The organism is Paenirhizobium cremeum, assembly GCF_022884085.1.
Lineage (GTDB): Bacteria > Pseudomonadota > Alphaproteobacteria > Rhizobiales > Rhizobiaceae > Allorhizobium > Allorhizobium cremeum.
This window is the reverse complement of the sequence record NZ_JAGGCS010000024.1, coordinates 1-23,081: the sequence shown is the minus strand read 5'-3', so window position 1 is coordinate 23,081 and position 23,081 is coordinate 1. Positions and strand designations below refer to the sequence as shown.

General features: G+C 62.0%; 24 protein-coding genes and 1 pseudogene. 14 read left to right on the top strand and 11 right to left on the bottom strand.

Annotated features, from left to right (window positions below):
• Positions 1-3: 3 nt before the first annotated feature.
• From J5N58_RS25160 to J5N58_RS25150, 3 genes are read right to left on the bottom strand one after another with little or no spacing between them, the layout of a single operon-like run.
• A complete protein-coding gene (locus J5N58_RS25160) occupies positions 4-996 on the bottom strand; it encodes an ABC transporter substrate-binding protein (protein ID WP_244714137.1) in 993 nt (330 codons plus the stop codon).
• Positions 997-1,007: 11 nt separating this feature from the next.
• Positions 1,008-2,192 carry a Gfo/Idh/MocA family protein gene (locus tag J5N58_RS25155; RefSeq protein WP_280520102.1) on the bottom strand — a complete coding sequence of 395 codons (1,185 nt, stop codon included), beginning with the start codon at positions 2,190-2,192 and terminating at the stop codon, positions 1,008-1,010.
• Positions 2,182-3,135, bottom strand: coding sequence for a PDR/VanB family oxidoreductase (locus J5N58_RS25150; RefSeq protein ID WP_244714132.1), 954 nt, complete (start codon positions 3,133-3,135; stop codon positions 2,182-2,184). Before J5N58_RS25150 ends, J5N58_RS25155 begins: the two co-directional genes overlap by 11 nt.
• Positions 3,136-3,245: 110 nt before the next feature.
• On the opposite strand from J5N58_RS25150, the gene J5N58_RS25145 reads away from it, so the two are divergent.
• The gene (locus tag J5N58_RS25145; protein WP_244714120.1) at positions 3,246-4,523 is read left to right on the top strand and encodes a Rieske 2Fe-2S domain-containing protein; all 1,278 of its coding nucleotides are present in this window, start codon (positions 3,246-3,248) and stop codon (positions 4,521-4,523) included.
• Positions 4,524-5,208: 685 nt separating this feature from the next.
• Here J5N58_RS25145 and J5N58_RS25140 read toward each other — a convergent pair.
• The 3 genes from J5N58_RS25140 to J5N58_RS25130 all read right to left on the bottom strand — a co-directional run bounded on the left by J5N58_RS25140 (position 5,209) and on the right by J5N58_RS25130 (position 6,880).
• On the bottom strand, positions 5,209-5,907 hold the full coding sequence (locus tag J5N58_RS25140; protein WP_091523775.1) for an IS6 family transposase: 699 nt from the start codon (positions 5,905-5,907) through the stop codon (positions 5,209-5,211).
• Positions 5,908-5,955: 48 nt separating this feature from the next.
• On the bottom strand, positions 5,956-6,510 hold the full coding sequence (locus tag J5N58_RS25135; RefSeq protein WP_244714118.1) for a DUF1007 family protein: 555 nt from the start codon (positions 6,508-6,510) through the stop codon (positions 5,956-5,958).
• A 115-nt stretch (positions 6,511-6,625) separates the two neighbouring features.
• Positions 6,626-6,880 carry a hypothetical protein gene (locus tag J5N58_RS25130; protein WP_244714116.1) on the bottom strand — a complete coding sequence of 85 codons (255 nt, stop codon included), beginning with the start codon at positions 6,878-6,880 and terminating at the stop codon, positions 6,626-6,628.
• Between the two features lie 178 nt (positions 6,881-7,058).
• Between J5N58_RS25130 and J5N58_RS25125 the strand changes: the two genes are divergently transcribed.
• From J5N58_RS25125 to J5N58_RS25105, 5 genes are all read left to right on the top strand, one after another.
• Positions 7,059-7,775 (top strand): L,D-transpeptidase, encoded by a 717-nt coding sequence (locus J5N58_RS25125; RefSeq protein ID WP_244714114.1) that lies wholly within the window; start codon positions 7,059-7,061, stop codon positions 7,773-7,775.
• A gap of 198 nt (positions 7,776-7,973) precedes the next feature.
• Positions 7,974-8,540 carry a L,D-transpeptidase gene (locus J5N58_RS25120; RefSeq protein WP_244714112.1) on the top strand — a complete coding sequence of 189 codons (567 nt, stop codon included), beginning with the start codon at positions 7,974-7,976 and terminating at the stop codon, positions 8,538-8,540.
• A complete protein-coding gene (locus J5N58_RS25115; protein ID WP_244714110.1) occupies positions 8,540-9,319 on the top strand; it encodes an acetyltransferase domain-containing protein in 780 nt (259 codons plus the stop codon). The genes J5N58_RS25120 and J5N58_RS25115 overlap by 1 nt, the downstream gene beginning before the upstream one ends.
• Before the next feature lie 35 nt (positions 9,320-9,354).
• Positions 9,355-10,068, top strand: a complete 714-nt coding sequence (locus J5N58_RS25110) for an IS6 family transposase (RefSeq protein ID WP_037095196.1) — start codon at positions 9,355-9,357, stop codon at positions 10,066-10,068.
• 24 nt (positions 10,069-10,092) lie between these two features.
• The gene (locus tag J5N58_RS25105) at positions 10,093-10,557 is read left to right on the top strand and encodes a CoA transferase (protein ID WP_342346015.1); all 465 of its coding nucleotides are present in this window, start codon (positions 10,093-10,095) and stop codon (positions 10,555-10,557) included.
• A 412-nt stretch (positions 10,558-10,969) separates the two neighbouring features.
• On the opposite strand, the gene J5N58_RS25100 is transcribed toward J5N58_RS25105, so the two are convergent.
• Positions 10,970-12,265 carry an amidohydrolase family protein gene (locus J5N58_RS25100; protein ID WP_244714108.1) on the bottom strand — a complete coding sequence of 432 codons (1,296 nt, stop codon included), beginning with the start codon at positions 12,263-12,265 and terminating at the stop codon, positions 10,970-10,972.
• 79 nt (positions 12,266-12,344) lie between these two features.
• On the opposite strand from J5N58_RS25100, the gene J5N58_RS25095 reads away from it, so the two are divergent.
• Positions 12,345-12,746, top strand: coding sequence for a nuclear transport factor 2-like protein (locus J5N58_RS25095; protein ID WP_244714106.1), 402 nt, complete (start codon positions 12,345-12,347; stop codon positions 12,744-12,746).
• Positions 12,747-12,767: 21 nt separating this feature from the next.
• On the opposite strand, the gene J5N58_RS25090 is transcribed toward J5N58_RS25095, so the two are convergent.
• Complete coding sequence (locus J5N58_RS25090) at positions 12,768-13,472, bottom strand: GntR family transcriptional regulator (protein WP_244714103.1); 705 nt, start codon at positions 13,470-13,472, stop codon at positions 12,768-12,770.
• A gap of 217 nt (positions 13,473-13,689) precedes the next feature.
• On the opposite strand from J5N58_RS25090, the gene J5N58_RS25085 reads away from it, so the two are divergent.
• The 5 genes from J5N58_RS25085 (at position 13,690) to J5N58_RS25065 (ending at position 19,461) form a co-directional block, all read left to right on the top strand.
• Positions 13,690-14,529 carry an ABC transporter ATP-binding protein gene (locus J5N58_RS25085; protein ID WP_244714101.1) on the top strand — a complete coding sequence of 280 codons (840 nt, stop codon included), beginning with the start codon at positions 13,690-13,692 and terminating at the stop codon, positions 14,527-14,529.
• A gap of 1 nt (position 14,530) precedes the next feature.
• Positions 14,531-15,307 (top strand): ABC transporter permease, encoded by a 777-nt coding sequence (locus J5N58_RS25080; protein WP_244714098.1) that lies wholly within the window; start codon positions 14,531-14,533, stop codon positions 15,305-15,307.
• Between the two features lie 23 nt (positions 15,308-15,330).
• The gene (locus J5N58_RS25075; RefSeq protein WP_244714096.1) at positions 15,331-16,353 is read left to right on the top strand and encodes an ABC transporter substrate-binding protein; all 1,023 of its coding nucleotides are present in this window, start codon (positions 15,331-15,333) and stop codon (positions 16,351-16,353) included.
• A 92-nt stretch (positions 16,354-16,445) separates the two neighbouring features.
• Positions 16,446-18,017 (top strand): gamma-glutamyltransferase family protein, encoded by a 1,572-nt coding sequence (locus J5N58_RS25070; protein WP_244714187.1) that lies wholly within the window; start codon positions 16,446-16,448, stop codon positions 18,015-18,017.
• Entirely contained in the window at positions 18,010-19,461 is a 1,452-nt protein-coding gene (locus tag J5N58_RS25065) for an amidohydrolase family protein (RefSeq protein WP_244714093.1), read from the top strand. Before J5N58_RS25070 ends, J5N58_RS25065 begins: the two co-directional genes overlap by 8 nt.
• A 301-nt stretch (positions 19,462-19,762) precedes the next feature.
• On the opposite strand, the pseudogene J5N58_RS25060 reads toward J5N58_RS25065, so the two are convergent.
• Together J5N58_RS25060 and J5N58_RS25055 are read right to left on the bottom strand one after the other, a co-directional pair.
• Positions 19,763-20,504, bottom strand: a pseudogene (locus J5N58_RS25060) (IS6 family transposase); the annotation flags it as partial.
• A 99-nt stretch (positions 20,505-20,603) separates the two neighbouring features.
• Complete coding sequence (locus tag J5N58_RS25055; RefSeq protein ID WP_244714090.1) at positions 20,604-21,005, bottom strand: hypothetical protein; 402 nt, start codon at positions 21,003-21,005, stop codon at positions 20,604-20,606.
• A gap of 34 nt (positions 21,006-21,039) precedes the next feature.
• On the opposite strand from J5N58_RS25055, the gene J5N58_RS25050 reads away from it, so the two are divergent.
• Positions 21,040-21,408, top strand: coding sequence for a hypothetical protein (locus J5N58_RS25050; RefSeq protein WP_244714088.1), 369 nt, complete (start codon positions 21,040-21,042; stop codon positions 21,406-21,408).
• Between the two features lie 186 nt (positions 21,409-21,594).
• The gene (locus J5N58_RS25045) at positions 21,595-21,903 is read left to right on the top strand and encodes a hypothetical protein (RefSeq protein WP_244714086.1); all 309 of its coding nucleotides are present in this window, start codon (positions 21,595-21,597) and stop codon (positions 21,901-21,903) included.
• A 25-nt stretch (positions 21,904-21,928) separates the two neighbouring features.
• Here the strand turns inward: J5N58_RS25045 and J5N58_RS25040 are convergent, their stop codons facing one another.
• The gene (locus J5N58_RS25040; RefSeq protein WP_244714084.1) at positions 21,929-23,080 is read right to left on the bottom strand and encodes an RHE_PE00001 family protein; all 1,152 of its coding nucleotides are present in this window, start codon (positions 23,078-23,080) and stop codon (positions 21,929-21,931) included.
• Position 23,081 lies beyond the last annotated feature (1 nt).

Sequence of the window (23,081 nt, the reverse complement as noted above, 5' to 3'; positions counted from 1 at the left end):
CCTTCAAAGGCTGTAGGCTTCTAGTGTAGAGGGATGGAAAAGCTCCTCGACCTGCACGCGGCGGGGCGAGAGGCCCTGCGCGAAGTGGTAATCGAGGAACTTGTCTAGCACATGCGCATTAGCGCCGAGGCCGTAGCTCCAGGGGTCAGGGCCCATGAGCGCGCGGGCTCGGTTTAGCGTGTCCTCGACAAAGGGCATCGTCACCTTCGTGGCCGAGGTGTCATTAAGCGCCTCTTCCGCAATCTTCTTCGACTGCGAGAAGGCCTTGAGGAGCGCCGCGGGTAAGAAGGGGTATTGCTCGACCAAGCTCCGGCGCACGCCAAGGACGTGCATCACTGGAAAGATGCGGGTCTGTCGAAAGTAGTCCTCCGCCGCGCCGATGCTATCGCGGAACAGGCGACCAACATGAGGGTGCCCCTCGGCGAAGCAGCGCGGCCAGCGTGGGCCGATGAACCCATCTATCTCGCCCGCAGCCAGCATGCCGTTAAGCGTAGCGCCCTCGGGGGCGGCTTCAATGGTAATGTCGTCGGGCAGCGTAAGCGCGATCTTCTCAGGGCGGCCCGGCGTGTCCATCCCCCCGCGTACCCAAGTCACGTCCGATGGTTTCACGCTAAAATGCTCTTCCAGGATTCCGCGCACCCAGACGTTAGCCGAGAGCTGGTATTCGGCGATGCCGATGCGCCTGCCCTTCAGGTCCTCGGGCCGGTCGATGCCGCGATCGGTGCGGATGTAGACCGAGGTATGGCGGAACGCGCGGCTCAGGAAGACCGGGATCGCGACGTAATGCGGGTTCCCGCGCGCGACCGAGATCGAGTAGGACGATAGCGATAGCTCCGAGACATCGAAGGCATCCTGACGGAAGGCGCGGAAGAACATCTCTTCGGGCGACAGTAGCATGGACACGGGATCGACGCCATCGATCTTGACCTGGCCGTCGATGATGGGCCGCGTGCGGTCGTAGTTCCCCATGGCGAGGGAGAGTTTAAGATCAGACACGTATTCCTCCTTTACGTGATGCGGCATTGGTAATGCAGATCCACCGGCTGGCCCGAGGCCGCCGCTTCCAGGATCGCGTGACAGATTTCGAGGCTGGCGCGGCCCCAGGCGCCTGTCTGGACGGGGGCGCGGTCCCCGCGCACGGCGGCGACCAGTGCGTCGATGACGGGGCCGCGCGGAGCGGGGCCGAGGGGCACCTCGACGAAGTGACGCTTGATATCACCGTACACGTCCAGCCCGCTCGGCGTCAGCCGCAGGTCGGCGCGGTCGCAGAGCGCGATCACCGGGCCGAAGTGCTCGTTGCTCTCGGCCACGATCAGCCCTGCCCCGCTGCCGTAGGTGCGCGTCTGCTTCAACGCGGCCTCGGCTTCCGCATCGAGACCCTGAAGCGCGCGGCGCGCTTTGCCATAAGCGGCCGGATCCTTGCGCTGCCCCAGCTCGCCCACACCGTCCATCCAGATGTCACTGTCGAAATGCGCATAGCCGGAATAGGTAAGGCTGGCAAATGCGCCCGAAGCAAAAGCGATCAACGCGCTGAAAGCGCCTTCGGTTGGGCGCGCGGGATCCCAAGCGCCGGTCATGGCAGTCACGCGAGTAGCCATGCCACCCGCGAGCCTGCGCACCACGTCGACCTGATGGATTGCTTGGCTGAACAGGATGCCGCCGCCCTCCTCCGTGCACAGCTCCTCGGGGCGTCGGGGGCGGTAGAGGAAATCGGTGTAGTTGAAAGCCTGGATCATCCGCAGCGATCCAACCTCGCCGCTCTCGATCAGACGGGCAGCGGCCTCGACCGGCGGATCGAAGCTGTGGCTTGGGCCCACGATCAGGTGCTTGCCTGAGGCTTCGGCCGCCGCGACCATGCGGTCGGCATCGGCCATCGAGATGGAGATCGGCTTATCGACCAGAACATGCTTGCCCGCGGCCAGCGCGGTGCAAACGTGGTCGGCATGCATCTGGTGCGGCGTGGCAATGTAGAGCGCCTCGACCTGCGGATCGGCGCAAAGGAGGGCGATGTTTTCGTAAGTCCTCCCGCCGAACTCGGCCTCGAAGGCCGCGCGACTTTCCGCGCGGGGCGCGGCGGCGGCGACGAGCTTCACGCGCGGATCGGCGGTGAAAGTCGGGATCATCAACATGAAGCCACGCCCTAAACCGACGACGCCCAGCCTGACGGGGGGGTGCGTGGGGTCAGAGGTCAAGGACTAGCCTCCCGCCCGGGCAGGCGCGCGAGACGCAGATCATGATCTTGTTGGTCTTTTCCTCGTCCATTAGCACCATGTCGCGATGGTCGACCTCGCCCTCGATTAGATTAGTCTTGCAGGTGCCGCAGGTGCCGCTCTCGCAGGAGCTCACGGTCTTCAGCCCAGCGTCGCGCATCGCCTCTAGGATCGAGCGGTCGGCGGGCACGGTCAGCGTGGCGCCGCTCTTCCTCAATTCGACTTCGAAGGGCTCGTCATCTGCCCGCACCACCTCGACCGGCTTGAAATCCTCGAAATTAACGCGTCCTTCCGGCCAGTGGCCCGAGATTGCCTTGATCTCGTCCATCAAAGGCTTAGGGCCGCAGCAATAGACGTTGAGGTTCTGCGGCTCAGCGAACAAGTCCCAAAAATCGTATATCCGGTCGGGATCTCCCTCGTCGTGATGAGCCAGCACCCGGTCACCGAAGGCCTGTGTTAGGTCTTCAAGGTAAGCAGCTTCCGAGGCGCTGCGACTGACGTAAATGATGTTGAAATCCTTACCTTCCCGCTCTAGGTGCGAGGCCATGGCGTAGATCGGGGTGATGCCGATCCCGCCCGCGATAAGCAGGTAACGAGGCGCCTCCGACATCGGGAAGTCGTTCTCGGGTGCCTCGACGTTAAGCACACTGCCCTCGGTCGCGTCATCATGCATCGAGGCCGAACCGCCGCGGCTAGCAGGTTCGCGCTTGACAGCGATCTTGTAGTGGTCTGGTGCGGTGCCGTCATTGATTAGAGAATAGCGGCGCATTGCGCCCGATGGAGTCTCTACGGTCACATGTGCGCCGGGGGTGAACGCAGGGAGCGTGCCATCGCCATCCGGTTTCTCCACGGGAATTAGGCTGAATTCGGTAATGTGCGGGGTCAACACGCGCCTTGCGGCGACGCGCATCCTGATGATCTCCATCCGCTCCTCCAAAAAACTTGCATCTGCCCTTGCTCATTTAGATAGCTAAGTATATCTTGTCAAGCATTCGAGATTGGCCCTGGAGGGCCGAACCGCAGGAGGAGTACGAAATGCTGACCCCCGAAGAAAATGAAGTCCTGACCCGCGTGACAGGCGATGCGCCGATGGCCAAGTTGATGCGCCAGCACTGGACGCCGGTTTGTCTGATTGAGGAAGTGGCAGAGAACGATGGTAAGCCGCTGCGCGTCGAAGTTCTAGGCGAGAGCTATGTCGCGTTCCGCGATACCAAGGGCCGCCTCGGCATGCTGGACGAGCTCTGCCCGCACCGGAAGGCCTCGCTTGTGTACGGGCGCAACGAGGATTGCGGCCTACGCTGCCTCTACCACGGTTGGAAGATGGACGTGGACGGCAACGTCGTTGCGATGTCGTCGGAGCCCGAGGGCAGCCCGCTGATGGACAAAGTCAAGGCGCGCTCCTATCCAGTGCGCGAATGGGGCGGGTTCGTCTGGGCTTGGCTGGGCGACAAGGCCGACATGCCGGAGTTCCAGCCCCCCGCCTTTGCGCCGACGGAGGATACGCCGGTGGCCATCCTGAAGATCCGCGTCCCCGCCAACTGGGCACAGATCCACGAGGGCCAGATCGACAGCGCGCATTCCTCCTCGCTTCATTCCTCGACGATGAAACCCGCCCGCGTCGAGAGCGCGGCGGCGGATGACAAGTCGTGGTATCGCCCCTCGACTGACAAGTCGCCGCGCATGCAGACGGAAACTACTAGCTACGGCTTCCATTACGCGGCGATCCGCAAGCCTATCAAGAACGCAGCGACGCATCATTACCTGCGCATCACTGAGTTCGTTGCGCCCTATTACTCACTCATCCCGCCCAACAACAACTACAAGGTTGCCAGCGTCATTGTGCCCATCAACGATGACGAGACTGCGTTCCACTTCTTGGCCTTCGGTGGTCCCAACGTACCTTCGACCGATCAATGGCGCGCCTTCAACCACGCGGTGCCAGGTAAGGACCTAGACCACAAGTGGCGTACGCTGCGGACGCTGGAGAACGACTTCAAGCAGGACCGCGAGCTGATGAAGGAAGGCCATTTCACCGGCGTTCCGGGCATCCCTAACGAGGACATCATCATGTGGGTGTCGATGGGCAGCCGCGTGCAGCGCCACACAGACGTGCTAGGCGCGTCGGATCTCGCCATTGTCGAATTCCGCCGCCTGATGACAGACGCTGCGCAGAAGGTGGCCGAGGGTGGCCGCGCAATCGGCACCGATTCGACCGAGCTGCAGGCCACTATTGCCTCGCATGAAGGGGTCTATCCCAAGGAAGTCGACTGGCGGACATTGGTGGCAGGAAACATCAGCCAGGCGGCCGAGTGACAGAGCCGGGTAATCTCGCGCAAGCAAGACCGCCCAGGCTACCCACATAACAGGCAAACATGCGGCCGGTGGGCCCGCACGGCGCTTTTGCACGTGCGGGCATTTTTTGTGCTTACCCACGAGCTTCACGGCGCACCCGCAGCTTTGGCCGCGCCACGAAAAGCAGCGCCGCCAACTCCTGGGGGCTCGCACGATGCGCTCGGCTGGGCTGTCCAGCCTGATCCTGAGGGCAGCGATGGCCGGATGGAATAGGATCAGGATCATTGGCGCGTCTAAATGCAAGGTGCGGTGCTATGGGATGTCAAGCAGGTCTCGCGCGTGCAGGCTCAACACCTCGGCCTTGCGACTCGACCGAGATCTGCCTCAAAGGTGCCTGTGGGAAGTCCCGTCGAATTAAGCCAAGCCCTAGCTTCCGGAGGAAGAGTCGCAGCGCCTAAGCGCGGGAGCGGCAGGCCCCTCAGGCTGACGGTGCCTTTCTGCACCGTCAGCGGGCGTCCCCGGCGCCGATATGGATGTAGCATCCCCGTTCCGGTGCAGCAAGTTGAGGTATGTAAATGAAGCCCGCTGAGCGCTGCAGGTACGACGGGCTTGCCCGCCAGCTCTCGAACTGAGATACGAGCACCAAGAAGCACGGTTTTGTTGCAACGGCAGACTGGAAACACAAAGAGGCCTGACCCGAGGCCAATTATGCGGCAAGAATTGCGAACTGCTCGGCCAAGGACGGATTCGGATTGAAGGCGTATCTCGCCTGTCGCTTGCGCATCATATGAACCATCTCGATGCCGGACAGGATGATCGCGGCTGATCCCTGTGATTTGAAGCCAAGCATTGGCCGGACGCGGCGCTTGATGCGCCGATGATCCTGTTCAATCCGATTATTCAAGTATTTACTCTTGCGTATTTCGATCGGCTTCAGCCGGCGTCGGGAGCGATCCAGTAAGCGATTTGTGGTATCACAGGAAACGATAGCCTCGTGGTTGGTCGGACTACCATCGATGACGACGCGGTCGGGCCGGCCATGACGTGCCAGTGCCTTCCTGAAAAACCGCTTGGCCGACGGCAAGTCGCGCTGCTCGCTGAACCAGAATTCAACCGTGTCGCCGACACTGTCGATGGCGCGGTAGAGGTACATCCACTGGCCGCGGACCTTGATGTAGGTCTCGTCGATATGCCATCTGCCGGTCACGCTCCGCTTCCGTCGGTTGAAACGCTCCAGCAATAGCGGTGCGTAACGGACGGTCCAGCGGTGAATGGTCGTGTGATCGACGGCAATGCCCCGCTCGGCCATCATCTCTTCCAGATCACGCAGGCTCAGACTGTAGGCCAGGTACCAGCGCACGCAAAGCAGGATCACGGACTGGTCGAACTGGCGGCCCTTGAACATTCAATCCTCCGAAAATGCCAGAGGCGCTCCTTGCCACAGTGACGGTATTCAAAACGTTGCAACACAACCAAACATCCTCCCCGTTTGATGATATAATTTGAAAGTAATTGAAGTCGCCGAGGGATGCGTGAATAGTTTGGAAACTGCGGCAAGCTCTTTTTCGTTAAGCTTCCAATCACCGTCTTCATCAAATTCCATAATAACGGTGCTAGAAAAGAATTCATCAAATCGCCAGAGGTGCTTAAGGCTCTGTACTACACCGTATTCATCTACAGCAACGTCAAAGCGAGCCTCCGCAAGAATGTGTGGATGGGTTGCGCCGTGTTTGACCTGCGCAAATAACAGGATCCCGGCGAGTAACGGGATACAACCAAGCGACTTGATCAACAGGAATTGGAGTTCAACCCGCTTCATCGTGTCCATTTCACAAAGATGACATAGCCACCGTGGAGGGCGAACATGGCCAGACAAGGGCGCAGGATTGCTGGCTATGAGCAAAATAGAGTTCATGCGAGCCGGCAGCGCTCCTCCATTCCACATTCCAGCCGCAATTGTCGAGCCCTCTGATACGAGTTGGACTTGAGCGAAAAGTTCATCGAACATTCACCAAATTCGTGTTCGATCAGGGGTGATGGTTAGAGGGTTCGTTTTATTCATCCTGACAGTGATGCTTGCCATTCATGCGGCAACCCCTTCGCGCGCGTGTACCACCGATGAGTTAAACGCCGTCTCGGCCGATTTCCCGGATCCCGCCAATCTCGAAGCGTCCAATCCCGCCGAAGCGGGTGGCGTTGCAGGCAATCAGATAGACCCGCACCATCACACCGCGCCCTGCCAGGATCACTGCAACTGGTTCGCCAGCATCACGTTCCAGGGCTTCCAGCCCCCCGAGCCGGGTTCTGACATCGAACTCGCCCGGCAAATGCTCCCGGCCTTGCTTGCGGTCGCGGTTCCGCCCCCCCAAAGAGTTCATAGAACCGACGCCGACTCTGTTCGTGCATTTCGGTTAGCACCCGCTCGCCCGCACGTTTTCCAAGGCGTCGACCCGTCCGCCATGTGGCGTCCGAGATACCCTCGGTATCGCCCTCATGCATCCGCGCTTCTTCCCGGAAGGAGCAGCGAGAACCATACAACGTCAAGGAGCAGAATCCGTGAGCGAAATCCTCGAACCGCAGACCAATCCAACAAGGCGGCGCTTCCTGCTTGCGTCCGGCGCTGTTAGTGCGCTGGCGCTTGCCGGGTGCACGACCAGCGACAGCGGACCGGTGGCGCCGCAAGAGTCCACGCAAAGCGCGGAACTCCCCTACATGATGATGTACCGCGCCATGCCCGAGGAGGACTTCCCGATACCCGCAGTCGACCTGCGTAGAGTACCTCCGCGGTTCTATCGGCAAGAAATCACCGATCCGACCGGTGAGCTGCCCGGCACGATCGTTGTCGATATCGACAACTTCTACCTCTATCTGGTCCGGCCTGGTGGCCGCGCGCTGCGCTATGGGGTTGGACTGGGCCGAGAAGGGTTCTCATGGTCGGGAACCGGCGTAATCCAATGGAAGAGGCGATGGCCGACATGGACCCCGCCTGCGGAGATGATCGCCCGCCAGCCCGAGCTAGAAAAGTACAGCGCCGAGAACGGCGGTATGGCGCCTGGGCTCGACAACCCTCTCGGTGCGCGTGCGCTCTACATCTTCCAAGACGGCAGGGATACGCTCTACAGGCTTCACGGCACACCTGAGTTCTGGACGATCGGTAAGGCCGTTTCCAGCGGCTGCGTCCGCCTCATGAACCAGGACATCATCGATCTGTACGATCGTGTCCCCACACCTTCTCCAATCATCGTCCGCAGCGGTGCGCGAGCCAGTGTGTAGGCCCGCACAATCTACCTGGCGTGCGGTCGTTTCCACGTGCCCATGCCTCGCGTGGCCGAGAGTGCTCCAGGATTCCGGACGACAGTTGATTTCCGTCGCAGCCGCCCTTGCCTGTTCACGGCGTCCGGCAACAAGCGCGCTGCTCTCGCATCGATCGTGCTCCCCATCAACGTCTTCAACCCTGCCCAGGTAACCGACATGATCAACCGACGCTCGCTACTGATCGCAGGCGCAGGCACCGTTGCAACGGCCGCGCTTGTCTCGCCCGCTATCGCCCATAAAACTTTCACGCTCGATCCCCGCTTCCTGCCTCAGTCTGTATTGGCACCAGTTGGCTATCCGATCGGAACGATCGTGATCGATACAGCGAACCGGCTTCTCTTTCTGATAGAGGATGCAGGACGCGCCCGCCGATATGGGATCGGTGTCGGGCAGGCCGGCCTTGCTCTGTCCGGCATCGCGGAGATTGGCCGGAAGGCGAAGTGGCCGAGCTGGCGCCCGACCGCCAACATGATCCGTCGTGACCCCGCGAGGTACAAGCGGCATGCCGGCGGGGTTCCAGGCGGGCCCGGCAACCCGCTAGGCTCGCGCGCGCTCTACCTTTACCGGGACGGACGCGACACTCTCTACCGCATTCACGGGACGACCGAGCCCTGGACGATCGGTATGGCCGTATCTAACGGCTGCGTGCGGATGGTGAATGAGCATGTAGAGGACCTCTACGAACGTGTGCCAATCGGTACGCGGGTCGTCGTCGAGGCCTGATGGGTACTCCCGCCAGCCCCAATGCCCGGATCGAGGCGATCGATCTGGCCCGCGGCGTCGCAATGGTCGCGATGGCCGCTTTTCATTTCGCCTGGGATCTGGAGTATTTCGGCTACGCAGCTGTCGGCATGACACGCGAGCCGGGGTGGATGCTATTCGCCCGCAGCATCGCCTCCGCCTTCCTCTTCCTGGTTGGCGTAGGGCTGTTCCTGGCGCATCGCCGAAGCCTGCGCGCCCGCTCCTTCCTGAAGCGCCTCATGAAGGTCGCCGGCGCCGCCATCATGGTTTCAACCGTCACATGGATCGCGGTCCCGCAGGGCTTCATCTTCTTCGGGATACTGCACCAGATCGCCTTCGCCAGCGTGGCGGGCCTCGCATTCCTGCGCGCACCGGTCGTGGTGACCATTTGCACGGCCCTCTTCGTGATCCTGGCCCCACGATATTTTCGCCATGAGGTCTTCGACCATCCGGCGTGGTGGTGGGTCGGGCTTTCGCCGATCGCTCCGGTCAGCTTCGACTACGTCCCGATGTTTCCGTGGTTCGGCGCCGTTCTGCTCGGCATTTCAGCGGCGCGAATCGCCGATCGCCGTGGCGTCCTCCTGCGCCTCTCCGCGTACTCGCCGGGATCATGGTCGTGGCCAGTGCGCTTCGTCGGACGTCATGGCCTGCCGTTCTACCTGCTCCACCAGCCTGTGTTGATCAGCGCCATCTGGCTGTTCGCGAATGTCTGGCCGACATCATCCGGCCTGTGGCCTACCAGCACGGTGGCGTCGCCTTAACCGCCTGTTTTAGCCGACTTGATATTCGGATTGTCATGACCGAATTCCCTGCCGCCCACTTCAGACGCCACCGCTTTCCTGCCGAGATCATCACCCATGCGGTCTGGCTGTATTTCCGATTTCCGCTCAGTTTACGCGACGTCGAAGATCTGTTGGCCGAGCGCGGCATCAACGTCTCATTCCAGACCGTCTCGGAATGGGCGGCGAAATTTGGCTTGAAGTTCGCCAATCAGCTCCGACGCCGCTCACGAGGCCAGTTTGCCGACAAGTGGCAGCTCGATGAGATGGTGGTGACGATCAAGGGAAAGAAATACTGGCTGTGGCGCGCCGTCGATGCCAACGGCTACGTTCTCGACGCCCTCTTGCAAAGCCGAAGGAACAAGGCAGCAGCCTTGCGTCTGATGCGCAAACTGCTCAAGGGTCAAGGTATCGCCCCGCGCGTGATGCTGACCGACAAGCTGCGTTCCTATTCGGCTGCGAAGGCGGATTTGATGCCGAAGGTCGAACATCGCTCGCACAAGGGATTGAACAACCAGGCTGAAAATTCCCATCTTGCTGTGCGACGACGAGAGCGGCGCATGATGCGCTTCAAGTCCGCGCGGCAATGTCAGCGTTTCGTCTCCACTCACGGCCAGATCGCCAATCTCTTCCTTCTTCACCGCAAAGACTTGACCGCCGCAGACCATCGCCAGCTTCGCACTCACGCCATCTCGACCTGGCGGGAAATCGCTTTGTCGATTGATGCGTGAAGTTCAGGTCGAAGAGACTACCGCATCCCAAACTCGGTTAAGGCGACGCCACCGTTTTGGCATAACTTCGCACGGTGCCTTGAGCGACCGGATCTCATCGAGGATCCAAGATTTGCTTGCTACGAAGCTCGTCTCCGCAACAGAGATCAGCTTGAACCGATCATCATCGGCCGAATGGCTGATCATGACACGGCTTACTGGCTAGAGAGACTGAGCGCTTTCGACGTTCCCAATGCGCCTATACTCTCAATCGGCGAGGCACTTGATCAGGAACATGTCGCAAGCCGGGGCCTGATCGAGACGGTGAAGCATCCCGTCATCGGTGATCTTCGGGTTGTGCGCGGCCCAATTCGGTTTGATGGCGATGGCCCAGCGCCAGCGTCGCCTCCCTCGCTCTTAGGTGAAGACAATCATGCCGTGCTCTCCGGAATCTTAGGTCTGCCAGAGGCGCAAATCGAGCAGTTGAGGCGAAAATCCGTTATACTCTAAACCGAACACGGCTGCGTATGGGCGTTGGTGCATGGATCAAGTAACGGATGGATTTCAGTCTTTGATACAGTGGCTATGCATTAACTTGCCGAACCCGAACGATTATCGGGCATGCGCAGGCCAGTCTCGATTTCCGCCCAGTTCGTGACCTTGAGTTTCGTCTTGCCGATACAATGACGGCGGCAGGCGTTGTTTTTGAAAGGCACGATCGGTCCGCCGGGTTGGTTCAACCCGAGCCGACTACGTCACCGCCGATGAAGTATCCGTGCACCAACGCTTTCTTCACCGGAAAGACCTGACGACCGCTGACATGGACAGCTTTACTTCAACGCCATCTCGACCTGATGGGAGATCGCTCTGTCGATTGACGCGTGAGATCGAAGCCAAAGCCACTGTCGCGTCTCGAACTTGGTCATGGCGACGCCACCGCCGCGCGATATTGGTCGGTTGGGCTCGCATCCGTAGTCCGAAACAATATCTCTGCCCGTCGATCGAAAGTCTTCCGGCCGTTCTTGAAGCCCGTCAACGGGGACGCGATACTAGCGAGGGCCTCGTCCTCGTCCGTCGCATCCAATAAGATCAAATCGGCCGGATGGCCAGGCGCTATGCCGTACGAGTCGATCCGCGCCAGCCGGGCCGCGTCCGACGTGATCATGCCAAGGCAACGGGAGAAGCCGTCCGGTCCTATGTGCATGAGATTGGCGTAGAGATTGGCCATGCGCAGCAGCGAGCAATCCCCGTAGGGCGTGAACGGGTTCAGCACGTTGTTCGTGGCGATCGATGTCGTGATGCCCCGCTCCGCAAGGACGTGGACCGGCGCGACGCCGCGCACGGCACGAAAACCCTGGTCGCGCCCGTTGAGATAGAGATCGGTCGACGGCAGCGCGGTTACCGCCACCCCGGCCGCGGCAAGTCTCTCCGCATGCCGGTCGAAGTCGCCCTCGTCCATGGCGGCGAGCTTGGTCACGTGTCCGATCGCCACCCGACCCTGCCAGCCCTGTGCCTCAGTCAGACGGCATATGTCGTCCATGTGGGTCCAGCCGGGATCGAGATCGAAGTCCAGGTGGAAGTCCAGATCGACATCGTGCCTGCGCGCCATCGCGAAGATCCGCTCCATGTGCGCCGATGGATCGCTATCCGTATAGGGGCATCCGCCGAGAAGATCGGCCCCCTCGTCGAGCGCCTGCTCCAGCAGCGCCTCGGTGCCGGGATCGTTGAGCAACCCTTCCTGCGGAAAGACACAGATCGAAAGATCCAGTGCGAAGGCATAGTCGTGCTTCAGCCGCTGGATGGCCGCGAAGCTTCGCAGGCCGACGCGCGGATCGACCTCCACATGGGTACGCATGTGCATCGTCCCCTGCAGGATGGCCATTTCTATCGTCCGGGCGCCCCGCCTATAGACATCCTCTTCAGTGAAATCCCTCTTCAATCGCGAGACTGCCGCGACGGCACCCTTCAACCCTTGTCCGCCGCCCCGGCAGCAAGCGAGGAGGCAGGACTTGTCGAGATGGATATGGGTATCCACGAAGCCCGGCAGCACAAGACGACCGTCGGCATTCTCTTCAAACAGACCCTGTGCGTCACTCCGCTGCTGGGCGGGACTCACCTCGATGATGCGTCCGGCACGGATGCCGATATCCAACGGGGACGCGCCTCCCTGAAGGATAGCGTTCCGGATGAGGAGATCGAAGGAAGGACTGGAACTCATTCTTGAATCCGCAACAACAATCGAATACAATATATGTATGCAATTAATTGCTGACGATGGCAACAGAAAGAGACACAAAATGAACGCTCGCGCCCAGCAGGACCTTCAGGCAGTCAAGGATTATCTGGAGGCCTCCATGACACCAGATCCGGTCCGGGCGGCGCGATACGTAGATGCCGCCTTCGTCTGCCGTTTCACCGGCAACCGCGTCTTCGACACTCCGGCCGGTCCGACCAGCTTCAATGCGGCCCGCTACAAGTGGGTGAAGAAGCGCATCGAGCGCTATGACGTCATTCCGGGCGAGGACGAAACGATCATCTACAGCCTCGGCTATCTCTCCGGAGAATGGCCGGATGGCCGCCCCTTCGACAACAATCGCTATGTGGACCGGTTCGTCGTGCGCGATGGGCTCATCGTCGAGACGGATGTCTGGAATGACAGCGCCGAATGGATCCTCGACCCCTCCTGCGGGCGGCAGTAACGCCACCCCGGGCCGGCCGGCTCAATCGGCGTAGGGAGCCAGGATGTTCATCAGGTCCCGGCTCCGCGCTCCCGCGCTCTGGAGAAGCGCCCGCGAGGCGACGGCTTCCAGGTGCTGGTCCATCAAGGCACAGGCCCGCTCGGCAGGCCCAAGCTGGATCGCCTCGATCAGTTCGAGATGCTCGCTGACGGCGCAATCGGAAGAGTGCGGGCGGGCAAAGGCCGAAAGCGACAGCCCGGCCCGGTAGCAGATCTCCGTGACATAGCGGACCAGGATGGGTTTGCCCGTCATTTCCGCCAGCCGGACGTGGAATTCCGTTGCGAGCCGGATCGACGTGCCTTCCGCGCCGTGGCGTGCCTCGTGCTCGGCCTCGACGATCGCCTTCAGCTGCTTGACCTGAGCATCCGTCAGCCTGCCGGCGAGGTGCCGCACCACCTGGCGCTCAAGGTCCACGCGTATGTCGAATATGTCTCTCGCATCCTCGAAGGAAGGCGTCGCCACGATGGCGATCCGGTTACGCCTCAGATCAACCAGGCCTTCCGCCGCCAGTTGTCCGAGTGCATGCCGGGCAATCGTCCGGCTCACCCCGAAGCGTTCCCCCAGCGCGTCTTCGGGCAGTCGGTCCCCCGGCAGCAATGCACGCTCTATGATCGCCTTGCGAAGCGCGTTGCAGATTCCCTGGACGCGATCGATTTCGCTCCGCGGCTGACGTTTCTCTGCTGCCATCGCTCGCTCCCTTCGTGACGCTCTGGATAATCCAAGGCATCGCCTTCTTCAACTGGCTGCTGCACGATTCGAATGCAACTTGCCGCCATAAACTGCATGCATTTTCTGCTTTGCAAAATTCCATGTCTGCAGCGACCTGCGCCTCCACGAGAATCCGCGGCGAAACGAACTTGGCACGACCGTTGCATACAGTTTCTGGAAAGCGTGAGGTGAGTGCATGATCGATTTTTCACAACCGGGAAACAGGCATCCCGTAGCGGTGGAGCTGTCACAGGCCGCCGTCTCCTTCGGCCGCGGCGACAAGGCGGTCGCCGCGCTGCAGGAGACCAGCCTGAAGATCGACGACGGCGAATTCGTCGCGCTCGTGGGCCCGTCCGGCTGCGGCAAGTCCACCATCCTCAAGCTCGCGAGTGGCCTCCTGCGGCCGAGCCGCGGCGTCGTCGTTGTGGGCGGCAAGGAAGTCGGAGCCAACGCCTTGCGCATCGGCATGGCATTCCAGAACCCGACGCTGCTGCCCTGGCTGACGATAGAACGCAACGTCATGCTGCCGTTGAAGATCGTCCGGCCCTTCCGTTCGCACTACCACGCCAAGAAGAACACCGAGTTCAGGGACAGGGTCCATGCCCTTCTGGCCGATGTCGGGCTGGAGCGTTTCGCCAATCATTACCCATGGCAGCTGTCCGGCGGCATGCTGCAGCGCGCCAACCTCTGTCGCGCCCTTGTCCATGACCCCAGCCTTCTGCTGCTCGACGAACCGTTCGGCGCGCTGGACCAGTTCACCCGCGAGGAACTCTGGGCGACGATGCAGTCGCTCTGGATGAAGCGCAAGCCGACGGTCCTGCTCGTCACCCACGATCTGAAGGAGGCCGGCTTCCTCGCATCGCGGATCTGCGTAATGAGCGCGCGCCCCGGCAGGATCATCGACGACAGCCCGGTGGAGTTTGCCCGCCCCCGCACCATCGCCATGACCTTCGAGCCGGAGTTCACGGCCCTCAACCAGCATCTGCGGGAACTGATCATCGATGCCCGCACCGACGTCGCCCATGAGGAAGCCTGAAATGTCCTATGCTATTCGCCGTCGCCTCTGGGCTGCCTTCCTCATTCTGGCCTTCTTCGTCCTCTGGGAGGTCCTCTGCCTCGCGCTGCAGGTCTCCGATCTGGTCCTGCCCCGCCCCTCCCAGGTCCTCGCAACGCTCGTGGAGCGCATGGATGTCCTGTGGCCACATATCCTGCAGACCCTCTGGACGACGATGGTCGGCTTCCTGCTGGGCGTGACGGTCGGCCTCTTCATCGGCGCCTGCATCGGCACCTCGCGCATCGCCTACGATACCGCCTATCCGCTGCTGATCGGCTTTTCCTCTATCCCCAAGGTTGCCGTCGTGCCGATCTTCGTCCTCTGGTTCGGTTCCGGCTCCGTCCCCGCGATCCTGACGGCGCTGGCGATGTGCTTCTTCCCGATCGTCGTCAACATCGCGACGGGCCTTGCCACGACGGAGCCGGAACTCGAGGACGTCCTCAAGTCGCTCGGCGCCAGCAAGCTCGACATCCTGTGGAATGTCGGCCTGCCGCGCACGATGCCTTTCTTCTTCGCCTCGCTGAAGATTGCGGCCACCTTTGCCTTCGTTGGCTCCGTTCTGTCGGAAACCGTCGCGTCCAATCGCGGCATCGGCAACGTGATGATGACAGCCTCCTCCAATTTCGACGTGCCGCTGGTGTTTGCGGGGCTGTTCATCCTCGCGGTGCTCGGCGTCCTTCTCTACGCCGCCTTCTCCCTCGTCGAAATGCGGGTCGCCGGATGGGCGAACCGCCGCGACAACCTCACCACAACCGCCTGACCCTCGAACAATCGGAGCAAAACATGCTGAAGACATTCCTTTCCACCGTCGCTCTAGGCCTTTGCCTCAACAGCGCCGCTATGGCCGACACCGCGATCAAGCTGACGCTCGGCTGGAAGACGCAAGGCTCGGACGCGGCCTTCCTGCTCGCCAAGGAGGCTGGCTACTTCAAGGCCGAAGGTCTCGACGTTACCATCGACCAAGGTGAAGGCTCGGCCGCGACCGTCACCCGCATCATGTCGGGCAGCTATGATGCGGGCTTCGGCGACATCAACGCCATCATCCAGAATGCGGCGACCCGGCCGGACGAAGCCCCGGTCATGGTCTACCAGATCTGGAACAAGCCTCCCTTTGCGATCGTCAGCAAGAAGGAAACCAACATCACCAAGCCCGCCGATCTTGTGGGCAAGACACTCGGCGGCGCGCAGGGAACGCCGACGACGCGGCTGGTTACCGTTCTGGCAACGCTGAACGATGTCGACATGACCCAGGTCAAGATCGACAACATGGGCCCCAACCTGCAGGAGCCGATGCTGATCAAGGACGAGATCGACGGCGCGCTGGTATTCAACATCACCAGCTGGTTCAATCTGATCAACAACCGCCAGGACCCGGCGAAGGACTACAACTGGCTGCTGTTCGGTGACCACGGCCTCGACCTCTATTCGAACGGCCTCATGGTCTCCCAGAAGCTGATAGCGGAGAACCCCGAAGCGGTCGCCGGTCTCGTCCGGGCCGTCAACAAGGCTGCAATCGAGATCGGTCTGGATACGGAAAAGGGAATGGAATCGGTCGTCGCCTTCGACAACCTTGTGAAGCGGGACCTCGAGCATGACCGCCTCAAGTTCTCCTACGAGAACCTGATCGTCTCGCCGGAAGTCGAGAAGCTCGGCCTGGGCGATCTCGACGACACCCGCCTCGCACGATCGATCGACATCGTCGCCGAAGGCTATCAGCTTCCGTCGAAGCCGAAGGCGGAGCAGATCTTCGACCGCCGGTTCCTGCCGCCGATCGAGGAGCGCAAGCTGTCCTACACGGCGAACTGATCGATAACTCCGCCGGAGGCTTGCTGCCTCCGGCGTCAAACCCGCACGAGCCGCACATGCAGTCAGAACGTCGCCACCCTTTCGGATCAGGCATGGTCGTCAGTCCCCACCCGCTGGCAACGGAAGCCGGCCGAGCGGTACTCGCGCGTGGCGGAAACGCCATCGAGGCGGCCGTGGCGGTCGGGGCGATGCTGGCGGTCGTCATGCCTCATTTCTGCGGCCTTGGAGGGGATGCCGTCTGGCTTGTCTGCGACCGCGAGGGGCGACGCCGCTGCTTTCTCGGCATTGGTCAGGCGGCCGCCAGCGTGACTGTCCCCGGAGACACGATACCCACTCGCGGTCCCTCATCGATGCTGACCTCCGCCTGCGCCGTCGACAGCTGGGGCCATGCGCTCGCCTTCAGCCAAACGAACTGGGCAAGCCGGGAAAGCTTCGGGGACCTGCTGGCCCCGGCGATCGAACGGGCCGAGGCCGGGTATGTCCCCAGCGGCTCACAGGATTTCTGGCTGGATTTTCGCGCCGAGGAACACCCGCAATGGCCCGGCTTTGCCGCGATCTTCGACCATCGGAGCGACGAGGGCCTGTTGCGCCAGCCGGAACTCGCCGCGACGCTCAGGCGACTCGCGGAGGACGGCTACCGCGGTTTCTACGAGGGGGCCCTGGCCGAGACAATCGCGGAGGGCCTTGCGCACGCCGGTTCGCCGCTCGATGCCGCCGATCTCGCCGCCACCCGGACAGGGGAGGTCGAGCCGCTGGCCCTCGATTATCGGGGAACGCTGCTTCTGGCGCCCCCGCCGCCGACGCAGGGCTGCTCGACGCTCGCCATCATGGGCATTCTCTCCCGCTTCGATCTTTCCAGGACTGCCCTCGCGAGCTCCGCCCGCATGCACCTGCTGGTGGAGGCAACCAAGCAGGCATTCGGTCCTCGGTCATCGATCGGCGATCCGGATGTCGACACGAAAAGCTTACAGCCAGCCTTGGCCATGCTCGAAGCGCATAATCTCGACGCTGCGGCACGCGGCATTGACCACGCATCCGCCATGCCCTGGCCGCATCCGGCCAACAGCGCCGATACCGTCTTCTTTGCCGTCGCCGATGGCGAGGGGCGCTGCGCCAGCGTGCTGCAGAGCACCTATTTCGACTGGGGCAGTGGCGTCACCGTCCCCGGGACCGGCATTCTCTGGCAAAACCGCGGCGCAGCGTTTTCGACCAGGCCGGGTCACCCGAACTGCCTCGCACCCGGCAAGCGACCCTTCTACACCCTCAATCCCGGCATCGCGATCCGCAATGGCGCCCCTCATCTCCTCTACGGCACGCAGGGCGCCGACGGACAGCCGCAGACCCTTTCCGTGCTTCTGACCGGCCTGCTCGACGATGACATGTCGCCGGAGGAGGCACTGGCCCAGCCTCGCTTCCTCCTGGGTCGGACCTTCTCCGACAGTCGCGACAGCCTGAAGATCGAGGGTTCGCTGCCATCCGAGACAGCGCACGCACTCCTGGGCCTTGGCCATGAGGTTGCCCTGCTGCCCGCGCTTTCCCCGATCTTCGGGCAAGCCGGGGTGATCCGCCTGGGAGCCGATGGCACCGTCGACGGTGCTCACGATCCGCGCGGCGAAGGTTGCGCGGTCGCCGTCCCGGCCAAAATGGCAAGCGACGATGTCTAGTTCCGGAGAGATCTGCGCCACCCACACTATCGGTGAACTCCAGGGACCGGGGCGGAACCGCCTTATCCGCTGGCAGAACGGCGTCATCACCGTCGTGGAGGATGCCGGCGTGCCGCCGCCCGGGGCCGGTCGCACGCTTGTCATGCCGGCGCTCGCCAACGCCCACGATCACGTCCGGCCGCTGCCTATGTCCTCCTTCGGCACCGCCTTCCTGCCGCTGGAGGCATGGCTGCCGCGCACCATCCTTGCCACGCCGCCAGATGCCTACATGGCCGCAGTGGCGCCGCTCGCGCGATCTGCCTTGTCAGGGTGCGGCGCGGTCATGGTCCACTACACGCGGCCGAGCGGCAAGCTCGATCCCGTCGATGAGGCCTGCGAGGTGGCGCGGGCAGCGCGTGACGTCGGGGTGAGGATCGCCTTCGCTCCGGCAATCCGCGACCGCAACCCCCTCGTCTACGGCGACGAGACGAAAGTGCTGGGCAGGCTTCCCCCGGAAGTTGCTGCCCTCCTGAGGGAAACCTACTGCTGTCCGCCTCCGTCGTCCGGGACCCTGATCGAGGTCACGGAACGTATCGCGGAAAAGATCCAAGGACCGATGGTCGATGTTCAGTTCGGCCCGGCCGGCGTTCAATGGTGCTCGGACGAACTGCTCCGGGCGGTCGCTTCGCGCTCCGCCGAAACCGGGCGCGGGGTCCATATGCATCTCCTGGAGACACCCTATCAGCGGCGATGGGCGGATATAACCTTCCCCCAGGGGATCGTCACCTACCTTAGGGAGATCGGCCTCCTCTCGCCGCGGCTGACGCTGGCGCACTGCGTTCACGCCCGTCCGCACGAACTGGACATGATCGCGGACGCGGGCTGTCGCATCGTCACCAATTCCGGATCCAATCTCCATCTCCGCTCCGGCCTCGGTCCAATCGCCGACGCGCGCCGGCGCGGCTGCGGTGTCGCGATCGGCGTCGATGGCCAGGCCTTGGACGAGGATGACGACATCATCCGCGAGATCCGTCTCGCCAATATCCTCCATGCCGGCAGGGGCTTTGCGCCATCCTGGTCGCGGGAAGAATTTCTCCTGCAGAGCACCGCCCACGGACGTCGGGGGATCGGTGCGCCCGGGTCGGGAACGATCGCGGTCGGCGAACCGGCCGACTTTCTCGAAATCGACTACGACCTTCTGGACCGCGATCGGATTATCGAGGTGGAGCCAGTCGACCTCTTCTTCGCTCGGGCGGCCACACGACATGTCCGGAAGGTCGTCGTCGCGGGGCGCACCATCGTCGAGAACGGCACCTTGCCCCATGTCGACCTCGCCGCCCTCGAGGCCGGACTACGCCGCAGCTATCGGGACTCGGTCAGGAAATTCGACGCACTGGTGGAAACCTGGCCGGTAATCGAGGACGCCCTCGGGCAATGGCACAGGTCATTCGACGGCTGCTGCTAGGCAGCGGGTCGCCGCTCGCACGCTGATCGGCCGGGACCCGTAAGGGCTTCCCATCGGTGATGTCTCGTTGTTTGGCTGAAGCTAGGCGAAGGGTTTGCGGCTGAAATCAAGCTCGCGAACCGGTCGCAGCCTTCCAATGGCGCAGATACGATGAATGTGATTAGCAAGGGCGGAGTGCTTCCTGTGTGGCGAAACGAAGTGATTTCTGATTGCTGGAAAGACCGCGATGAAGCGTAGCAATGGGCTTGTCGCAAACATTTTCACAGGCCGCGATTATTCCCAGAGGGGTACGAATTTCACGCTTTGTTACCTTTTGAAGTCCGAAGAGGCAGGAAAGCAGATCGTTCTGATCCTTGACGGTCCAGTCGCCGGAAAAGCCGAAGCCTTACCGCAGCCACAACATCGCTCCGAAGCCCGCGATCGTCCGCCGCGCCGTTTGGAAGGATTGAAAGCCGCCTATCTTTGGCATGTTCTTCTTTACGCGGAAATGGTCGCTCTCGATGCCTTACTGGAGATGCTTGGTGACATAGTGGACCGAATGTGGATGCAGGAGCCCGTCATCGACTGACGTTTTGATCGCCGGCGGAAATGTATTGGTGCCGTCCGTGCCGATCTTTTCGGGCGAGAGTAGCGGCTCATCCTTGAGCATTTTGCGGAAGAACCGCTTGGCGGCATCGAGGTCGCGCTTTGCGGTGAGCAGGAAGTCGACCGGGTTTCCATGCTGTCGATGGCGCGATATAGATAGCACCACTTGCCGCGGATCTTGACGTAGGTCTCGTCAACCCGAACCGATCCGCAATGCGGTCAACGAAACTGACTAAGCCGTTGATCAGTGGTGCATAGGCGAGAACCCAGCGATTGATTGTGCTCTGATCGACCTCGAAGCCGCGCTCTCGGAACATCTCTTCCAAATCCCGATAGCTGAGCGGATAGCGCAGATACCAGGTCACCGCCTGCACGATAAGCCACGCCTCGAAATGCCGCCCTTTGAAGTAATCCCGGGCCTGGCGCTTTAGCTTGTCAGCAATCGCATTCGGGATCATCGGCATGCTCCATCACATTGGGAGCGGCAATCGTTCAATCAGGATATCCGGAAAACGATTAAGCGACAGTAGAGCAATAGGATGTAGAGGGGGTCTGTCTCACCGTTCACCCCGGGTAGAGTTGAAATCGTCGCCTAAAACGTGCGAACGGGGTTTGTCATCCGATGAGTTGCGAGCGGCTTCGGCCTTGCGGGCCCGCCAGGTCTCAACCAGGAACGTGACATGAACATCTTGCTGCACCTGGTGCAGTACTGGTGGCTCGAGGAGAACGTGCCGCACCCCTCTGTCGGGACCATTGCCGTGGCGATCGGTGTGACCCCGCGCGCCATCCAGAAGCGGATCACAGCCCTGCAGGCTGCCGGCCTGATCACCAGGGAGGAGCGCCGGCACAGTAAGTTCGGAAGCCAGACCAACCTTTACCGGTTTGACGGATTGATCGCCGCCTGCAAGCCTTTTGCCGAGGAAAAGGTCGCCGCGGCCAAGAAAAAAGCGGGATCCCAACCCTGGCCCCCCGCTGCATTACCCGATCCCCGACATGCTGCTGAAGGTCCGCACCGACCTTGGGCGTCACGGCAGCATCCCCGACCATGGGCGTGTGGTGGCGGAGTTGAACTGGGGCTTCTGGACTGGCCTGCTCGCCAAACGCTACGAGCAGCTCTGGCGCTCGCACTTCCGTCAGGTGTTCCACGCCGACGGTCCCCTCACCCGCGCCGATATCTTCCAGCCGCTCGATGATCTGCGCCGGCTCCGCAACCGCATCGCGCACCATGAGCCAATCCTGAACCGCAACATTGCAGCGGACTACGCGTCGATCCTGACGTTGATCCGTTATATTTCGCCCGATACCGCTCTCTGGGTGGATAGCCAGAGCCAGGTTGCCGCCGTTCTTTCTGCCAAACCGTAAAGGCAGCGTTCGCCTTTCTGTGTTCCTGCGATCTGTAGACGTCTTCCCAATCTCGCTCTATCATCCTCATGCGCATGTGAGCATAAGGTGGCGCCTGGCGCCTTGACGAGGCCACCACACCAAGAACCAGCGTCGGTTGGCGGCCGATAGTGCTGATGCAAGATAACGCCATCCCGAAGAAGGAAGATGAGTCGTGGAACCCATGTCATCATTGCATCCCTGCCCTTGCGCGGGGAGGACCGGGCTGTGCTCGTGGAGGCAGCCAAGGACGCGTTCGAGCGTGTTGTCGAACGCATGGAGCCGCAGAACGAAGACCTCACCCGCAGTCTCTGGAGCCCGGAGTACTACGTCGACAAGCTGCTGCTGACGGAGGACATGCTGCCGATCTCGCGGGATTATGCAGCTTCATTGATTGACGCGTTCCTGGTGCACCACGTCCTTGATCTGGCCCTCGAGGCCGACCAGTTAGCAAGGAAGCAGCCGGCACTGCACTAGGATGCCGAACGGAAAGTGAGGTGCGCTAAATAACACCCCACGCCCGAAACCTCCCCCTCCCCGTCATCTCGCGGAGCCCCAGCTCCAAAACAATCCGCCGCGCCCCTTGCGGCGTGACGTCGAGCGTTTTTGCCACCATCCCCGCCGACACCAGCGGTTTTGCCATCACCAGCTCGACCAACTCCGGCAGCTTTGACGAGGTTCGTCTTCCCGCCAGCTTGCGTTCCATCATCTGCCGCGCCAGCGCCAGCCGGTCATGCTCCTTGAGACCGATCTCGGCGGCCGCGATAAAACCCTGGGCGATGGCCAGCAGCCGGGTTTCGCGGTGGCGATGGCGGCGGCGATCAACCGGGATGGTTTTCAGGCCGAGATTGATGGCCGCGAGGTGACCACCTGATGTGACACCACCGTGGCGCAGGATGGATGCGGCCAGCAGCCGGCCCATCCAGCCGGCGTGCTGCAGGACGGCAATCTCGTTCCAGGCGTCGAGCGCAATGATCGCCTGCAGCACCGCCGGAAATTCTTGCGCCCCGCGCAGCATGGCGCGCCATTCCTCCAGCCGCGCATCCTCATCCCAATCAAAATCATAGACCAACGGGTCCCGCTCCCGGCCGGGAGCGGGACCGGGAGCGCTTTTCGCGGGGCCCGGCTTCCTGGCCTGTTCGATCACCGCTTCCGAACGGGCCAACAGTGCATCGATGGCGGCGAGCTCGGCATCCAGGATATCCTCACCAGCCTCCCCGTCCCCTTCAGCGAGCCCTGGCCCGTCGGCAACCTCACCCGTCGCGGCTTCGTCGGCCACACCGGCGCCCCCATCTCCCAAAGATGCAGCAGGCCACGCCTGCCCGGGCCGGGTCTGGCGGAGGCTGCGCAGGCCGTCTTCTGAGAGTGCCCAGGCGGGCGGCTGTGACACGATGCGTCGACGGGTGCGCAGCACGTCGCGGGCGATGGTGAGTTCGTGGGTGGGGGTGCGGATATCGCGAAGGCTGTCGTGGAGGACGAGGTCTTCGAGGTGGACGAGTTCGCCATCGATCCACAGCGAGGCGCAGGCGTCGGCATATTGGGTGCGCTCGAGGAAGCCGCCTCCGACCGGCGAGCGGGCGATGCGTTCGTCGAGGCGGGCGAAGGCGCTGCCCGTGTGGCTTTTACTTCCAGATTTCAATCCGGGGAATGTCATA

What these genes read in the sequence shown, in the direction of transcription:
- J5N58_RS25150 (WP_244714132.1), bottom strand. Translation starts at nt 3,135, where the DNA reads ATGGAGATCATCAGGATGCGCGTCGCCGCAAGGCGCGTGTTGACCCCG.
- J5N58_RS25145 (WP_244714120.1), top strand. Translation starts at nt 3,246, where the DNA reads ATGCTGACCCCCGAAGAAAATGAAGTCCTGACCCGCGTGACAGGCGAT.
- J5N58_RS25140 (WP_091523775.1), bottom strand. Translation starts at nt 5,907, where the DNA reads ATGTTCAAGGGCCGCCAGTTCGACCAGTCCGTGATCCTGCTTTGCGTG.
- J5N58_RS25135 (WP_244714118.1), bottom strand. Translation starts at nt 6,510, where the DNA reads ATGTTCGATGAACTTTTCGCTCAAGTCCAACTCGTATCAGAGGGCTCG.
- J5N58_RS25130 (WP_244714116.1), bottom strand. Translation starts at nt 6,880, where the DNA reads ATGAACTCTTTGGGGGGGCGGAACCGCGACCGCAAGCAAGGCCGGGAG.
- J5N58_RS25120 (WP_244714112.1), top strand. Translation starts at nt 7,974, where the DNA reads ATGATCAACCGACGCTCGCTACTGATCGCAGGCGCAGGCACCGTTGCA.
- J5N58_RS25115 (WP_244714110.1), top strand. Translation starts at nt 8,540, where the DNA reads ATGGGTACTCCCGCCAGCCCCAATGCCCGGATCGAGGCGATCGATCTG.
- J5N58_RS25110 (WP_037095196.1), top strand. Translation starts at nt 9,355, where the DNA reads ATGACCGAATTCCCTGCCGCCCACTTCAGACGCCACCGCTTTCCTGCC.
- J5N58_RS25100 (WP_244714108.1), bottom strand. Translation starts at nt 12,265, where the DNA reads ATGAGTTCCAGTCCTTCCTTCGATCTCCTCATCCGGAACGCTATCCTT.
- J5N58_RS25095 (WP_244714106.1), top strand. Translation starts at nt 12,345, where the DNA reads ATGAACGCTCGCGCCCAGCAGGACCTTCAGGCAGTCAAGGATTATCTG.
- J5N58_RS25090 (WP_244714103.1), bottom strand. Translation starts at nt 13,472, where the DNA reads ATGGCAGCAGAGAAACGTCAGCCGCGGAGCGAAATCGATCGCGTCCAG.
- J5N58_RS25085 (WP_244714101.1), top strand. Translation starts at nt 13,690, where the DNA reads ATGATCGATTTTTCACAACCGGGAAACAGGCATCCCGTAGCGGTGGAG.
- J5N58_RS25080 (WP_244714098.1), top strand. Translation starts at nt 14,531, where the DNA reads ATGTCCTATGCTATTCGCCGTCGCCTCTGGGCTGCCTTCCTCATTCTG.
- J5N58_RS25075 (WP_244714096.1), top strand. Translation starts at nt 15,331, where the DNA reads ATGCTGAAGACATTCCTTTCCACCGTCGCTCTAGGCCTTTGCCTCAAC.
- J5N58_RS25070 (WP_244714187.1), top strand. Translation starts at nt 16,446, where the DNA reads ATGGTCGTCAGTCCCCACCCGCTGGCAACGGAAGCCGGCCGAGCGGTA.
- J5N58_RS25065 (WP_244714093.1), top strand. Translation starts at nt 18,010, where the DNA reads ATGTCTAGTTCCGGAGAGATCTGCGCCACCCACACTATCGGTGAACTC.
- J5N58_RS25050 (WP_244714088.1), top strand. Translation starts at nt 21,040, where the DNA reads ATGCTGCTGAAGGTCCGCACCGACCTTGGGCGTCACGGCAGCATCCCC.
- J5N58_RS25045 (WP_244714086.1), top strand. Translation starts at nt 21,595, where the DNA reads ATGAGTCGTGGAACCCATGTCATCATTGCATCCCTGCCCTTGCGCGGG.
- J5N58_RS25040 (WP_244714084.1), bottom strand. Translation starts at nt 23,080, where the DNA reads ATGACATTCCCCGGATTGAAATCTGGAAGTAAAAGCCACACGGGCAGC.